Raw genomic sequence first — 13,675 nt, 5'->3', positions numbered from 1 at the left:
TCAGCCGGGATACCGACCGGTGTTGCGCAGCGTCCAGCGCCGTTCGGCGTAGGCCAGGTCGTCGCGCCACAGCCGTCCGGCCGAACGGCGCATCAGCGGGCGCAGCACGGGGGCGGCGGCCCGGGCCACGGCGAAGCCGGGCCGGTCCGAGGCGGCGACGACCGCCTCGACCACGGCGGTGCGGGGACGCTCGTGGTCCGGCCCGGTCAGCGGCGTCGCGTGCGTCTCCACCACGGACGTGGTGCCCTCGCCGTCGGTGATGCGCATGACGACCGTGCGCGGCTCCGGCGCGGTGAACTCGGCCCGCACCGGGACCACGAGCCGCCCGGCCACCCGGAAGGAGACGTCGACGACGAAGGCGTCGTCCTCGTCCCCCTGCGGCTCACGCACCACCGAGAGGTCGACGAACGAGTACGGATGGAACCACGAGCCGTGCCACGGATCGAGCCGGTTGGCCACCACGTCCTGCGGTTCGCACCGCCCCACCGCCGTGAACACCGCGTCCACCCCGCGGCCCGCCACGGGCCGGGCGGGCACGACGGGCCGCTCACTGGGCTCCTCGCCGCCCACCTCGTCCAGCCGCACCCAGACGAGTACGCCGTCGTCGTGCACGGGGAACGGCCGCCAGCCGGCGGACGCGGAACCGTCCAGGGCGAGCCCGTGCCAGTGGCAGACCAGCGTGCCGCACACCACCCGGCTGTCGCGCAGCGGAGCACCCAGGTGCGGGCAGATGCCCGGACCGGCATGGGGCTCGCCGTCCTCCGACCGCCACAGCACGACCTCCACACCACCCACCGTCCGGCCGTAGGGCCGGTCGCCCGCGCGCACGTTCCGGGAGGCGCCGACCACGAACCAGTTGCCCGACGGGCGGGCGGACGCCCTCGTGAGCGCGTCGGCGATGAGCGCGGGACGTGCCTGGCGCCACGTCGGAGTCTGAGCCGCCCAGTGGGGACCGGAAGCACGCCGGCGCAAGGGTGGCGACCACCGCTTGCCGTTCCCTCGACCGCTCACCGCACCGAACCCGTCCGTTCGGCTGCCGACGCTCCCGCCGGTGCCACGCGGTCCTCCGTACGAGCACCCAGACGGGCACCGGCCACGCGCAGCACCCCGGCAGCGGCCGTTACCGCCCGACGCCGACGCGACACGACCGCCCGACGATGCAGCACGCTGTAATCCTGCTCGGCGATCGCGTCGAGAATCCCGCCGTAGAGGGTGAACGCGGCACGGATGCAGGGACGCACCCGCGGATCGAGCATGGTGATGCCCGGCTCCGCCGTCCGGTACACGCGCCGCGTCATGGCCTCCGCCGCCATGAGCGCGGCCCGGATGCGGCGGTCGCGGCGCCCGGTACGCCTGCTCCACTCCAGCAGGGGCCGGTCCACGCCGTGCGCGGCCAGCAGATCACCGGGCAGGTAGACCCGCCCGCGGTCGAGATCCTCGCCTACGTCGCGCAGGAAGTTGGTGAGCTGGAACGCCGCGCCGAGCGCCGCCGCGTGCGGCGCCGCCTCCTCCCGGGCCGTGACCGTGCCGAGGACCGGCAGCATCTGCAGGCCGATGACCGCCGCCGAACCGTGCACGTACCCCTTCAGATCGGCGAAGGTCGGGTAGTGGGTGACGGTCAGGTCCGCCCGCATCGAGGACAGGAAGTCGGCGAAGAGCGCGTGATCGATGCCGTACCGGTCGGCGGTGTCCGCGACGGCCCTGACCACGGGTTCGCGGCCCGCCCGGGTGAGCAGCCCGTCGGCCAGGTCGCTCTCCAGGCGCCGCAGCAGCCGGTCGCGTTCCTCGGGCGTGCGGTGCCGGTCGAGGTCGTCCACGATGTCGTCCGCCCAGCGGGCGAAGCCGTACAGGGCGTGCACGGCGGAGCGGCGTTCCAGTGGCAGCAGGCGGGTGGCCAGGAAGTAGGTCTTGCCGTGGCGGGCGTTGAGCCGGCGGCACCGGGTGTAGGCGGCGCGCAGCAGGGGGTCGGTGATCCCCGCCGCGTCCAGTTCACGACGGCTCATCGGTACCTGCCGGGACGGGGGCGGGAGACGTGGCGGGAACGGCCGGGGGCCGATGCGTTCGGGCGGGCCGGGAGCGGGTGCCGCCGGTGATGCGCGCGGCGGCGAGTTTGCCGCTGACCAGCACGGTCGGAACGCCGACACCCGGGGTGGTCCCGCAGCCCGCGAGCACCACGTTGTCCAGCCCCCGCACGAGGTTGCGCGGACGGAAGGGGCCGGTCTGGGCGAAGGTGTGGGAGACCGAGAAGGGGCTGCCCGCCGCATGGCCCTGCGCGTCCCAGTCCAGCGGCGTCACCAGGAGCTCCTCCTGGATACTGTCCGCGAACCCCTCCAGCCCCCGCTTTTCCAGTACGCCGACCAGGCTGTCGCGGTAGCGGGGGCCGAGGTCACGCCACGAGGCTGCCCGCGGACCGACGTGGGTGTTGGGACAGGGCGCCAGGACGTAGTGGAGGTGGCGCCCGGGCGGTGCCAGAGCCGGGTCGTGGGTGGTGGCGCGGGTGATCAGCAAGGAAGGGTCGCTCATCAGCTCTCCGGTACGGGTCAGCTCCTCGAAGGTGCGCTCCCACGCGGTGCCGAAGGAGATGGTGTGGTGGGCGAGGTGCGGCCAGGTGCGGTCGGTGCCCGCGTGCAGGATCACGGCGGACGGCGAGTGCCGCAGCCGTGCCGGACGCCGAGGTGCCCGCCCGAGCAGCCCGTAGGCGGCGGGCAGCTCACACGTCAGCACCACGGCGTCGCAGGCGATGCGCTCGCCGGAGGCCAGGCGGACGGCGCGCACCCGGCCCGCGGACCGCTCCAGCGTGTCCACGTCGGCCGTCCAGCGCAGATCGGCACCGGCGTCCGCCGCCGCGTCGGCCATGGCTCGGGGCAGTGCGTGCATGCCGCCCTTGGGAAACCAGACGCCGGCCACGGTGTCCATATAGGCGATCACCGCGTAAGCGGCGAGTGCGCGGGCGGGGGCCACCCCGGCGTACAGCGCCTGGAAGGAGAAGACGCGGCGCAGGCGCTCGTCGGACACGAAGCGGCCGATGCGGCGGTCCAGGCGCCCGAATCCCCCCAGCGCCGCCAACCGGGCCAGGTCCGGGTGCAGCAATTGGAGGGGGGAATCGAAGTTGGTGTCGATGAAACGGCGCATCTGCGCTTGGTACAGCCGTTCGAGCCACTGTCGCAGGTCGCGGTATCCGGCCGCCTGCGCCGGTCCGGCGAAACGGCGCACCTCGGCCTCCATCGCCTCGCCGCCGGTGTGCACGTCGAGTGAGGACCCGTCCGCGAAACAGGCCCGGTAGGCCGGATCCAGAGCCGTCAGCTCGACGCGGTGGTGAAGGCTGTCCCCGACGGCGGCGAACGCCTCGTCGGCCAGGTGCGGCATGGTCAGCACCGTGGGACCGGTGTCCATCTCGTAGCCGCCCCGCCGGACACGGCCGGCCCGGCCGCCGGGGCCGGCGTCCCGTTCGACGACGGTGACCCTGCGGCCCGCACCCAGCAGGTGCAGGGCGCAGGCCAGCCCGGACAGCCCGGCCCCGACCACGACGACGTGGTCGGTCGGCCCCGGTACCCGCTTCACGCGGCCTCCCCGTCACCACGCGGGACCGCCCCCGTCGCCCGCCCGACGAGTGCGGCGAACTCGTGCCGCACGGCCGGGGGCGCGCCGCAGCGGTCGAAGTGGGCGAGGCTCATGTCCGTCAGCCCCTCGATCTTCGCCTCCACCAGGTCCCGGGCACCGGTGCGCACCAGCGCGGACCGCACCTGCCGGACGGTCCGGTCGGACCTCGGGTCCGCGTCCGGAGCCAGCGCCGCGGCCGACATGTGGTCATCGAAGGCATCGGCGAGCCGGACGGCGACGGCGAGCAGGTAGGTGAGCTTGCGGGAGCGCAGGTCGTCGTCGGCCGGCTTCCCGGTCAGCGCGGGGTCGCCGAAGGCGCCCAGAAGGTCGTCACGCAGCTGGAAGGCCAGCCCGGCGCAGCGGCCGGCCGCCCGCAGCGCGTCCAGTGCGTCCTCGTCGGCTCCGGCCAGCACAGCTCCCAGCGCGAGGGGCCGCGCGACGGTGTACAGGGCACTTTTCAGGGTGGCGATGGCCAGCGCCTCGTCGACGCCGGAGGACCGGGCGGCCTGGGCGTGCAGGTCGCGGTACTGCCCGGCGACCATCTCGGTGCGCATCGCCCGCCACTCGCCGTGCAGGCGCGTGCCGTGCGGCGTACCGAGTGCCGTCTCCGTCAGCAGGTCGTCCGCCCAGGCGAGGGCCAGGTCACCGGTCAGGACGGCGGCCGAGGTGCCGAAGGACTCCGACGAGCCGTGCATGCCCGCTGCCCAGTGCCTGCGGGCCAGGTCGACGTGCAGGGCCGGTGCGCCGCGTCGCTGTACCGAGCCGTCCATCACGTCGTCGTGGACGAGAGCGCACGCCTGGAGCAGTTCGAGTGCGGCGCCCGTTCGCAGGACGGCCGTGGCGTCTCCCGAGCCGCCCACGGCGCGCCAGCCGCAGTGGGCGAACGCGGCACGCAGCCGCTTTCCACCCCGTGCGGTCAGCGCCGCGAGACGGTCGGCCAGCTCCCGGGCGAAGACGGGGTCGACGGAACGGGAATGACGCAGCCGCTCCTCCAGTACCTCCTTGAGGACGGTGCCGACGGCGTTCGCCGCGTCGGACGCGGTGAGGGCGTCGTCGACCCGTTCGGCAGGTCGGGCCACCATCGGCGGCAGTCCAGGCATGCGCAGCCCCTTCTCACTCTTCGTTGTCCGCACGCCACTGCTTCCACCGGGTGTCCTGTTGCGGATGCAGTGACTTCTGCCCGCTCCGTCGCCGGGTCCGGTCCGACTTCACCCCGTCGGCGCAACGGTGAGAGCGTCAAGGCGGTGTGTCACCCCGCGCACGCTCCTGTTCGCGTACCTCCGGAAGGTCGGGGAGCCGGTCCAACTGGCGTACGGGTCGGGCGACGCGCTGATTGCCGGCCAGCAGTTCCCGGTGCCGGTCGAGAAACGCCCAGTAGCCGGCCGTGTACGGGCACGCGCGCTCGCCGGTGCGGTCGCCGGGCCGGTAGACGCACGGGCCGCAGAGGTCGCTCATGCGGTTCACGTAGGCGCCTCCCGACGTGTAGGGCTTGGTGGTCATCCGGCCGCCGTCGGCGTACTGGGACATGCCGACGACGTTGGGGAGCATGACCCAGTCGTAGCCGTCCACGAAGCAGCGGTGGAACCAGTCCGTGACGGCGGCGGGGTCCCAGCCCCGCTGGAGCGCGTGACTGCCGAGCACCATCAGCCGGGGAATGTGGTGTGTCCACCCCGTGTCCCGAACCTGGGCCAAGACCGTACGCAGGCAGTTCGCCCGCACGGCGTCCGCGTCCAGGGCGCTCCACCAGTCCGGCAGCGGCGCGGTGTGCCGAAGCGCGTTGGAGCGTCGGTAGTCCTCGCCGAAGTACCAGTACACCTGCCAGACGTACTCGCGCCAGCCGGCGATCTGCCGCACGAAGCCCTCCACGCTGTTCAGCGGCGCCAGACCCTCGCGCCAGGCACGTTCCGCCCGTTCGACGCACTCGGCCGGGTCGAGCAGGCCGAGGTTCAGGGAGGACGAGAGGAGGCTGTGGCTCATGGTGGGGTCGGCGGCGAGCATGGCGTCCTCGTAGGGCCCGAACGTGGCGAGCCGGTGTTCGACGAAACGCCGCAGCGCCCGTCGTGCCTCAGCCCGGGTGGCGGGGAACAGGCGGGGACCGTCCCGTCCGACGAAGGAGACGTCCCCGTCGCGTTCCCAGCGGTCGAGGTCGTGGCGGACCTCTTCGTCGATGTCGTCCTCGCGCGGCCGGTACGGGCGGCCGACCTGGAGGGAGGCCGCCTCGCGGGGCGGGGGTTCCCGGTTGTCCTGATCGAGGTTCCACCGTCCTGCCGCGGGCTGCTCGCCGTCCATCAGCAGGTCGTGCCCGCGGCGCACCCAGCGGTAGAAGTCCTCCTGCCGCAGGCGCTTGCCGCCGCGGCCGTCGGCCCACGCCGCGAAGTCGGCCATCGGCACGAGGAAGCCGCGGGCGGGGCCCACCGTCACTCCGGGCAGGGTGCGGACCAGGCGCACGGCCGCGTGCGAGGTGGGGTGGTGGACGCCGACCGGACGCCCGCGCGCCGCCCGTTCCAGGCCCTGCCGGTAGGTGTCGGCACGCACGTACGTGACGCGGTCGCCCAGTTCGGCCGCGCGGTGGCGCATCGCGGACAGCACCAAGTGGGCCTTGGCCCGGTGGAATCGGCGCCGCCGGAAGACGGAGCGCGCCTCGATCATGAGCAACGGGGTTTCCGGTCCGGGTCCCCCTTCGCCCGGAGCGAGGAAGTGCGGACCCAGTTGGTCACCGAAGAGCCAGTGCATGACGCGCCCCCTCAGTCCCGGTCGCGGGCGTACCCCGCCGGTCGACGTACGGCGTCGTGGTCAGGCCACTCGCCGCCGGCAACCGTGTCCGGCGGTGCGTCCGTCCCTGGTGGTGGAAGACCCGCCGGCACACCTGGCGGACGAACGCCTCCACCCCGTCCGCCGCCTCGAGTGCGGCGGGCGGAGGCGGGTGATCGTGCGGACGCAGGTCCGAGGTGAGCAGGACGACCGCGACGGTCATGACGTCACTCCTGGCGCAAGTGGTGTGTGAGTGGTGCGTGGACGAAGGCTCAGTGCTTCACACTTCGCGGGCTGCCTCGACGCCGGATGCGCCGCGATCGGTCATCACTCCTGCGGGTGGTCGGGCCCTTGGCGGCGGCCTGACCGATGTTGCGCGCCATGCCGCCGAGGACATCGGCATGGAAGGGGGGACACGGACCACCAGGAGGCGTGGCCGAGCAGCCCACGCGGATGGAACAGAGCACGCTGCCGATCGCGGGTACGGTTTCCCGCGTCCCTCTCTGGTCCGGCCGGGGTGCGGGCCGGACATCGCACCCGGTGACCGGCCTCCAGCAACTCCGGCACGGGGCGTCGGCCGATGTACCCGCAGGCGCCGGTCACCGGACAGAGAAGTCGGTCCTGGTCCGGCTGTCCGTTCGGCGTCACGGCTCTTTCCTTCCGGTCCGTTCAGTTGCACCGTGCGGGGACGTCCGATCACGTGCTCCACGGCGTGACCGCGCCCGTCGCGGCGGGGTGGCCCGCGGCCGTGACCAGGAACCGGGATCCGCCCGGTTCCGCCGAGATCTCGATCAGGGCACCGCGCGACGGCACGGATGCGCACACGTCCGCCCGCAGCCCGATCACCTCGGCAGCCGTCCTCCCACTCTCCGGCAGAACCGCCTGCCGCCCCGTCTCCAGGACCGCCAACCGGGGCATGCGCGCCGGCCGGCCCCTTCGCACGCAAGGCCCGCGGCTGGTGCACGCCTCGGTACCGGCTTGGGGCCCTGTCGCCGGAGGTGGTGCATCCGAAGCGAGCGCATACGCGGAATCAACGGACATGAGGCTAAAAGACGAATTGCCCGTCGATCACCATCTGGCCACCGTCTACCGCTACGGCGCGGGCTTCTGCGGGCTGGTCCTGCTGGTCTTCGCATGTCTCGGCTTCGCCGACGCGCTGAGCCCGTTCGACACCGCGGGCGACACGATCGCCGGCATGACCACCAACGTCGCGCTCAGTGTGATCTCCGCCGTCGTCGGTCTCGCGCTGCTCGTCGGCGCGGCCATCGGCGGCAACTTCGCCTCGGTCCTCAACATGACGATCGGCGCGCTCTTCGTCCTGAGCGGGTTCTTCCACGTCTTCGTACTGGACCGTCGCGCCAACGTCCTCGACTTCGCGATGACGAACGTGATCTTCAGCTTCGTCGCGGGACTGGTCATCGCCACGTTCGGCATGTACGGCCGGGTGTCCAGCAAGCTGTCGCACGACAACCCCTACTGGCAGCGTCGCCATCCCGAGCAGGCGGCTCGGGAACGAGAGGCGGCCGCCGCCCGGCCGGACGCGGAACGGAGCGGGCGCGCTCTGCCCGCAGGACAGGGCCCCGAGGGTGAGAGGGCGCCACGATCACCCGCCCGGCGTCCTCCCAGGAACGGGATGCGCTGACGGCCCGTCCCTGGCCGGGGCCGAAGTGCCCGGAGCGGGCCGCAGAACGTGGCCGCGTTGACGCGCGTGATGCTCCCGCCAACGGTCGGTCAGCTGTCGGACCCGCCACCGGCGGCCCCGTACGACCGAAGGCCCACCACACTCCCGCCACCCAGGGAAACCCGCAGGTCGGACAGTAAAGTCCGGCTCGAGTGCTAGAGCCCTACCTCCCCGCCGCCCGGCCGCACCAGCCGGTCGCCGCCCGCCAGGATCGCCCCGGCCAGCACGTCCGCCGCCCGCTGGGCACCACCCCGTCGCCGGCCGTGCAGCAGAACGAAGTCCACGTCACCGAGATCCGGCAGCCCCGACCCGGGCGGCAGCGGCACCAGCCCCGGCGGGATCAGCCCCCGGCTGTGCGCCATCACCCCGAGCCCCGCGTGGGCGGCGGCGGTCAGCCCGCTGAGGCTGCCGCTCGTGCACGCCACCCGCCAGGAGCGCCCCGCCCGCTCCAGCACCTCCAGCGCACGGGCCCGGGTGATGCCCGGCGGCGGGTAGAGGACCAGGGGCACCGGGCGCTCCGGATCGATCCGCAGCCCCGGCGAGCCGATCCACACCAGCGCGTCCCGGCGCACCAGCTCCCCGTGCGTGTCCCCGCTCCGGCGCTTGGCCAGCACCAGATCCAGCCGGCCCGCCTCCAGCCGCCGGTGCAGCGTCCCCGACAGCTCCACCGTCAGCTCCAGGTCCACCTCGGGATGCTCATGGCGGAAGGAGCGGAGGATCTCCGGCAGCCGGGTCTGCACGAAATCCTCCGACGCGCCGAACCGCAGCCGTCCGCGAGGCCGGGTGCCGGCGAAGAAGGCGGCGGCCCGTTCGTGCGCCTCCAGGATCGTGCGCGCGAAGCCGAGCATCGCCTCGCCGTCCACGGTCAGCTCGACCCGGTGCGTGTCCCGGGCGAACAACTGCCGCCCGGACGCGTCCTCCAGCCGCCGCACATGCTGGCTGACCGTCGACTGCCGCACCCCCAGCCGGCGGGCGGCCGCGGTGAAGCTCAGCGTCTGGGCGACGGCGAGAAAGGTGCGCAACTGCCCCGGGTCATACATGCGCCCACATTATCGCGAACCGTGATGACAGTGAGCGCGGTGTACGGGATTCCCGATGCCGGGGTCCTTGAGCAGGATGGGAGACCACACACCCGACCGAGAGAACTCGTACACATGAGCCGCCGCATCCCGCTGTCCCCGCTCCGGATACCGGTCGACCCGTACATCCTGGCGCTGCTGGGCACCGTCGTCCTCGCGGCCCTCCTGCCCGCCTCCGGCACGGCGGCCGAGGTGGCCGGCGGCGCCTCCACGGGGGCGGTCGCCCTGCTGTTCTTCCTCTACGGCGCGCGGCTGTCCACCGCCGAGGCGCTGGACGGGCTCCGCCACTGGCGGCTCCACCTCACCGTGCTCGCCTGCACCTTCCTCGTCTTCCCGCTGCTCGGCCTGGCGAGCCGGGGGCTGGTGCCGTACGTGCTGACACCGCAGCTGCAGAGCGGATTCCTCTTCCTCTGCCTGGTCCCCTCGACGATCCAGTCCTCCATCGCCTTCACCTCGATCGCCCGGGGCAACGTGCCCGCCGCGATCTGCGCCGGCTCCTTCTCCTCGATCGCCGGGATCTTCCTCACCCCGCTGCTCGCGGCGGCGCTCCTCGGCAACAGCGGCGGCGGCTTCTCGGCCGACGCGCTGCTGCGGATCGGCGTGCAACTGCTGCTGCCGTTCGTCGCGGGACACCTGCTGCGCCGCCGGCTCGGCGGCTTCCTCGCCCGCCACAGGAAGGTTTTGGGCCTCGTCGACCGGGGATCGATCCTCCTGGTCGTCTACACGGCGTTCAGCGAGGGCATGGTCGCGGGCATCTGGCACCAGGTCACCCCGGCCCGGCTCGGCGCGCTGCTGGCCGCCGAGGCGGTGCTGCTCGCGCTGATGCTCGCGGTGAGCTGGTACGGGGCGAAACGGCTCGGCTTCGGGCGCGAGGACCGCGTCGCGATCCAGTTCGCCGGCTCCAAGAAGAGCCTCGCCTCCGGTCTGCCCATGGCCAGTGTGCTGTTCGGCGCGCAGGCGAGCCTCGCCGTCCTGCCCCTGATGCTCTTCCACCAGATGCAGCTCATGGTGTGCGCGGTGATCGCCAGGCGGCGCGCCCGGGACCCGCAGGGGCCGCCGGAGCGGGGCGCCGCCCCGGTGCGCGGGACCGCCGCCGTGGGCTGAGGCGCGGGTGCGGGGCGGGCGTGCTCAGCCGCGGGCGGCCGGTTCCTCCACGGCGATCCGGTGCTCGCCCGCGTACACGTTCATGGACGCGCCGCGCAGGAAGCCGACCAGGGTCAGACCGGCCTCGGCCGCCAGATCGACGGCCAGCGACGAGGGCGCCGAGACGGCCGCGAGCACCGGGATGCCCGCCATCACCGCCTTCTGCGCCAGCTCGAACGAGGCCCGGCCCGACACCAGCAGCACCGACCGGGACAGCGGCAGCCGGTCCTCCGTCAGGGCCCGGCCGACCAGCTTGTCCACCGCGTTGTGCCGGCCCACGTCCTCCCGGACGTCGACCAGCTCGCCCGCCTCGGTGAACAGCGCCGCCGCGTGCAGCCCGCCGGTCGTCTCGAACACCCGCTGCGCGGCCCGCAGCCGGTCGGGCAGCCCGGCCAGCAGCGCGGGCGTCACCCGCACCGGGGGAGCGTCGGCGACCGGATGCCGGGTCGTGGTGCGCACCGCGTCCAGGCTCGCCCGGCCGCAGAGCCCGCAGGAGGACGTCGTGTAGACGTTGCGCTCCAGGGTGATGTCGGGGACCGGGACGCCGGGCGCGAGCCGCACGTCCACCACGTTGTACGTGTTCACCCCGTCCTCCGTCGCCCCGGCGCAGTACACGATCGACCGGACCTCGGAGCCCGCGCCGATCACGCCCTCGCTCACCAGGAATCCGGCCGCCAGCGCGAAGTCGTCGCCGGGGGTGCGCATGGTGATGGCGAGCGGCCGGCCGTTCAGCCGGATCTCCAGGGGCTCCTCGGCCACCAGCGTGTCCGGACGGGTGGTGACCGCCCCGTCCCGGATGCGGAGGGTGCGGCGGCGCTCGGTGACCCGTCCCATGGCAGTCAGACCCGATTCTGTACGTGGCGGAGGCCCGCGCGGCCCGTGCGGCCGAGGTGACCTCGGCGTTCCCATTGTCCCGCACGACCGCCCGCGCGGTGCGGCAGGTGCGCGCGCCGCACGGGAGCGGCTGTTGCCAAGCCTCCAAGGCGCGGGCGCGAATCCTGTGGGATCACGTACCCCTGTACCGGACGGTAGCGACCAAGACTGGATGGTTCCTGCCGAATGGAGCGAGGGGAACCGCAAATATGACCGGCTCACGTGTCGTGGCGCTCGGCCACCATCAGCCCGCCAAGGTGCTCACCAACCACGATCTGGCGGCCATGGTCGACACCAGCGACGAGTGGATCACCAGCCGGGTAGGCATCAGGACCCGGCACCTCGGGGGTCCCGACGAGCCCGTCGACGAACTGGCCGCCCACGCCGCGGCCAAGGCGCTGGCCGCCGCGGGCCTCCAGCCGGCGGACATCGATCTGGTCCTGGTCGCCACCTCGACCGCCATCGACCGCTCCCCGAGCATGTCGGCCCGGGTCGCCGCCCGCCTCGGCATGACCGCGCCCGCCGTGATGGACATCAACGTGGTCTGCTCGGGCTTCACCCACGCCCTGGCCACCGCCGACCACACCCTGCGGGCCGGCGCCGCCACCCGCGCCCTGGTGATCGGCGCCGACAAGATGGGCGACATCGTCGACTGGACCGACCGCTCCACCTGCGTCCTGATGGGCGACGGGGCGGGGGCGGCCGTCGTCGTCGCCGACTCCGGGGCGCACGGCGGTCCGCCCGGCATCGGACCGGTGCTGTGGGGCTCGGTGCCGGGCATGGGCGACGCGGTCCGCATCGAGGGGACGCCGCCGCGCTTCGCGCAGGAGGGCCAGTCCGTCTACCGCTGGGCCACCACCCAGCTGCCGCCCATCGCCCGCCAGGTGTGCGAGAGGGCGGGGATCACTCCCGAGGAACTGGCCGCCGTCGTGCTCCACCAGGCCAATCTGCGGATCATCGAGCCCGTGGCCCGGAAGATCGGTGCCGTGAATGCCGTGATCGCCCGCGATGTGGTGGATTCCGGCAACACGTCCGCCGCCTCGATCCCCATGGCCCTGTCCAAGCTGGTCGAGCGCGGCGAGGTCGCGTCCGGCGCTCCGGTGCTGCTTTTCGGCTTCGGCGGGAACCTCAGCTACGCGGGACAGGTCATCCGCTGCCCCTGACGCGCGGGGGAGAGGGGGTGCCGCGCCGGCAGGGCGCGGCACCTTCTTTGTCTTCAGGGTGGAGAAAGTTGGGATGGATTCCTGCGCAACTTCTTCCCAGCCCCGGCAACCGCTGCTACGTTCCCCTCCAAAGCCCGACGGACAGGCCGATGTGGCGGGGAGAGGCGCGTGAGACGGATGACGGCACGACCCGCGAACGCCCATCAGGCGCGACTGCTGCGGCTGTTGCGCGACGGCGGGCCCAACTCCCGGGCACAGCTCGGGGACCAGGTCGACCTCTCCCGGTCCAAGCTCGCGGTCGAGGTGGACCGGCTCCTGGAGACCGGCCTGGTGGTGGCCGACGGACTCGCCGCATCCCGCGGCGGGCGACGCTCCCACAACATCCGGCTCGCCCCCCAACTGCGCTTCCTCGGCGTCGACATCGGCGCCACCTCCGTCGACGTGGCGGTCACCAACGCGGAGCTGGAGGTCCTGGGCCACCTCAACCACCCCATGGACGTACGCGAAGGACCCGTCGCCGTCTTCGAGCAGGTGCTGTCGATGGCGGCCAAGCTCCGGGCCTCCGGCCTCGCCGAGGGCTTCGACGGCGCGGGGATCGGCGTACCGGGACCGGTCCGCTTCCCCGAGGGCATCCCCGTCGCCCCGCCGATCATGCCCGGCTGGGACGGCTTCCCGGTCCGCGAGGCGCTCAGCCAGGAACTGGGCTGCCCCGTCATGGTCGACAACGACGTGAACCTGATGGCCATGGGGGAGCAGCACGCGGGCGTCGCCCGTTCCGCCGGCGACTTCCTCTGCGTCAAGATCGGCACCGGCATCGGCTGCGGCATCGTCGTCGGCGGTGAGGTCCACCGGGGCACGACGGGCAGCGCCGGCGACATCGGCCACATCCAGGTCGAACCCGAGGGCCGCTCCTGCGCCTGCGGCAACCGGGGCTGCCTGGAAGCACACTTCAGCGGCGCGGCCCTGGCCCGCGACGCCGAGGACGCGGCACGCACCGGCCGGTCCGCGGAACTCGCGGCCCGCCTGGAGGCGTCCGGACGGCTGACCGCCGCCGACGTCGCCGCCGCCGCGGCCGCCGGCGACCCGACCTCCCTCGACCTGATCCGCGAAGGCGGCAACCGGGTCGGCCAGGTCATCGCCGGCCTCGTCAGCTTCTTCAACCCCGGTCTGGTGGTGATCGGCGGCGGGGTGACCGGACTGGGCCACACGCTGCTGGCCAGCGTCCGGACCCAGGTCTACCGGCAGTCCCTGCCGCTGGCCACCGGCAACCTCCCGATCGTGCTGGGCGAGCTCGGACCCGCCGCCGGAGTCATCGGCGCGGCCAGGCTCATCAGCGACCACCTCTTCTCACCCGCCTGATCCGTTCCCCCCGCCCCCTCCCGCCC

Annotated in this window: 12 protein-coding genes and 1 pseudogene; 4 read left to right on the top strand and 9 right to left on the bottom strand. The window is 73.3% G+C overall.

Annotated features, from left to right (window positions below; translation table 11 throughout):
* From ACWCXC_RS29950 to ACWCXC_RS29920, 7 genes and pseudogenes are all read right to left on the bottom strand, one after another.
* The gene (locus ACWCXC_RS29950; RefSeq protein ID WP_450682975.1) at positions 1–1,011 is read right to left on the bottom strand and encodes a DUF5914 domain-containing protein; all 1,011 of its coding nucleotides are present in this window, start codon (positions 1,009–1,011) and stop codon (positions 1–3) included.
* On the bottom strand, positions 1,008–2,003 hold the full coding sequence (locus ACWCXC_RS29945; RefSeq protein WP_450682974.1) for a phytoene/squalene synthase family protein: 996 nt from the start codon (positions 2,001–2,003) through the stop codon (positions 1,008–1,010). Before ACWCXC_RS29945 ends, ACWCXC_RS29950 begins: the two co-directional genes overlap by 4 nt.
* Entirely contained in the window at positions 1,990–3,561 is a 1,572-nt protein-coding gene (crtI, locus tag ACWCXC_RS29940; protein ID WP_450891070.1) for a phytoene desaturase family protein, read from the bottom strand. The genes ACWCXC_RS29945 and crtI overlap by 14 nt, the downstream gene beginning before the upstream one ends.
* On the bottom strand, positions 3,558–4,700 hold the full coding sequence (locus tag ACWCXC_RS29935; protein WP_450682972.1) for a polyprenyl synthetase family protein: 1,143 nt from the start codon (positions 4,698–4,700) through the stop codon (positions 3,558–3,560). The genes crtI and ACWCXC_RS29935 overlap by 4 nt, the downstream gene beginning before the upstream one ends.
* Before the next feature lie 136 nt (positions 4,701–4,836).
* Positions 4,837–6,333, bottom strand: coding sequence for a cryptochrome/photolyase family protein (locus ACWCXC_RS29930; RefSeq protein WP_450891069.1), 1,497 nt, complete (start codon positions 6,331–6,333; stop codon positions 4,837–4,839).
* Between the two features lie 290 nt (positions 6,334–6,623).
* Positions 6,624–6,855: pseudogene (locus ACWCXC_RS29925) on the bottom strand (DUF2867 domain-containing protein); the annotation flags it as partial.
* Positions 6,856–7,047: 192 nt separating this feature from the next.
* Positions 7,048–7,269, bottom strand: coding sequence for a hypothetical protein (locus ACWCXC_RS29920; protein ID WP_450891068.1), 222 nt, complete (start codon positions 7,267–7,269; stop codon positions 7,048–7,050).
* 121 nt (positions 7,270–7,390) lie between these two features.
* Here ACWCXC_RS29920 and ACWCXC_RS29915 point away from each other — a divergent pair, with 121 nt between their 5' ends.
* Complete coding sequence (locus tag ACWCXC_RS29915) at positions 7,391–7,993, top strand: DUF4383 domain-containing protein (protein ID WP_450891067.1); 603 nt, start codon at positions 7,391–7,393, stop codon at positions 7,991–7,993.
* A gap of 194 nt (positions 7,994–8,187) precedes the next feature.
* On the opposite strand, the gene ACWCXC_RS29910 is transcribed toward ACWCXC_RS29915, so the two are convergent.
* The gene (locus ACWCXC_RS29910) at positions 8,188–9,072 is read right to left on the bottom strand and encodes a LysR family transcriptional regulator (protein ID WP_450682968.1); all 885 of its coding nucleotides are present in this window, start codon (positions 9,070–9,072) and stop codon (positions 8,188–8,190) included.
* Between the two features lie 114 nt (positions 9,073–9,186).
* Here ACWCXC_RS29910 and ACWCXC_RS29905 point away from each other — a divergent pair, with 114 nt between their 5' ends.
* Positions 9,187–10,215: a bile acid:sodium symporter family protein gene (locus ACWCXC_RS29905; protein WP_450891066.1), complete on the top strand. Its 1,029-nt coding sequence runs from the start codon at positions 9,187–9,189 to the stop codon at positions 10,213–10,215.
* A 24-nt stretch (positions 10,216–10,239) separates the two neighbouring features.
* Here the strand turns inward: ACWCXC_RS29905 and fdhD are convergent, their stop codons facing one another.
* A complete protein-coding gene (fdhD, locus tag ACWCXC_RS29900; protein ID WP_450682966.1) occupies positions 10,240–11,088 on the bottom strand; it encodes a formate dehydrogenase accessory sulfurtransferase FdhD in 849 nt (282 codons plus the stop codon).
* A gap of 248 nt (positions 11,089–11,336) precedes the next feature.
* Between fdhD and ACWCXC_RS29895 the strand changes: the two genes are divergently transcribed.
* On the top strand, positions 11,337–12,290 hold the full coding sequence (locus ACWCXC_RS29895; RefSeq protein ID WP_450891065.1) for a beta-ketoacyl-ACP synthase III: 954 nt from the start codon (positions 11,337–11,339) through the stop codon (positions 12,288–12,290).
* A 177-nt stretch (positions 12,291–12,467) separates the two neighbouring features.
* Entirely contained in the window at positions 12,468–13,649 is a 1,182-nt protein-coding gene (locus ACWCXC_RS29890; protein WP_450682964.1) for an ROK family protein, read from the top strand.
* The last annotated feature ends 26 nt before the right edge of the window (positions 13,650–13,675 follow it).

It is taken from the genome of Streptomyces sp. NPDC001515 (genome assembly GCF_053597115.1).
The sequence above is the reverse complement of the archived record's forward strand: the minus strand, read 5'-3'. Positions and strand labels throughout refer to the sequence as shown.

Bases quoted from the DNA above. Each gene is read 5' to 3' on its own strand.
- ACWCXC_RS29945 (WP_450682974.1), bottom strand. From the start codon at position 2,003: ATGAGCCGTCGTGAACTGGACGCGGCGGGGATCACCGACCCCCTGCTG.
- ACWCXC_RS29935 (WP_450682972.1), bottom strand. From the start codon at position 4,700: ATGCCTGGACTGCCGCCGATGGTGGCCCGACCTGCCGAACGGGTCGAC.
- ACWCXC_RS29930 (WP_450891069.1), bottom strand. From the start codon at position 6,333: ATGCACTGGCTCTTCGGTGACCAACTGGGTCCGCACTTCCTCGCTCCG.
- ACWCXC_RS29920 (WP_450891068.1), bottom strand. From the start codon at position 7,269: ATGCCCCGGTTGGCGGTCCTGGAGACGGGGCGGCAGGCGGTTCTGCCG.
- ACWCXC_RS29915 (WP_450891067.1), top strand. From the start codon at position 7,391: ATGAGGCTAAAAGACGAATTGCCCGTCGATCACCATCTGGCCACCGTC.
- ACWCXC_RS29910 (WP_450682968.1), bottom strand. From the start codon at position 9,072: ATGTATGACCCGGGGCAGTTGCGCACCTTTCTCGCCGTCGCCCAGACG.
- ACWCXC_RS29905 (WP_450891066.1), top strand. From the start codon at position 9,187: ATGAGCCGCCGCATCCCGCTGTCCCCGCTCCGGATACCGGTCGACCCG.
- fdhD (WP_450682966.1), bottom strand. From the start codon at position 11,088: ATGGGACGGGTCACCGAGCGCCGCCGCACCCTCCGCATCCGGGACGGG.
- ACWCXC_RS29895 (WP_450891065.1), top strand. From the start codon at position 11,337: ATGACCGGCTCACGTGTCGTGGCGCTCGGCCACCATCAGCCCGCCAAG.
- ACWCXC_RS29890 (WP_450682964.1), top strand. From the start codon at position 12,468: ATGACGGCACGACCCGCGAACGCCCATCAGGCGCGACTGCTGCGGCTG.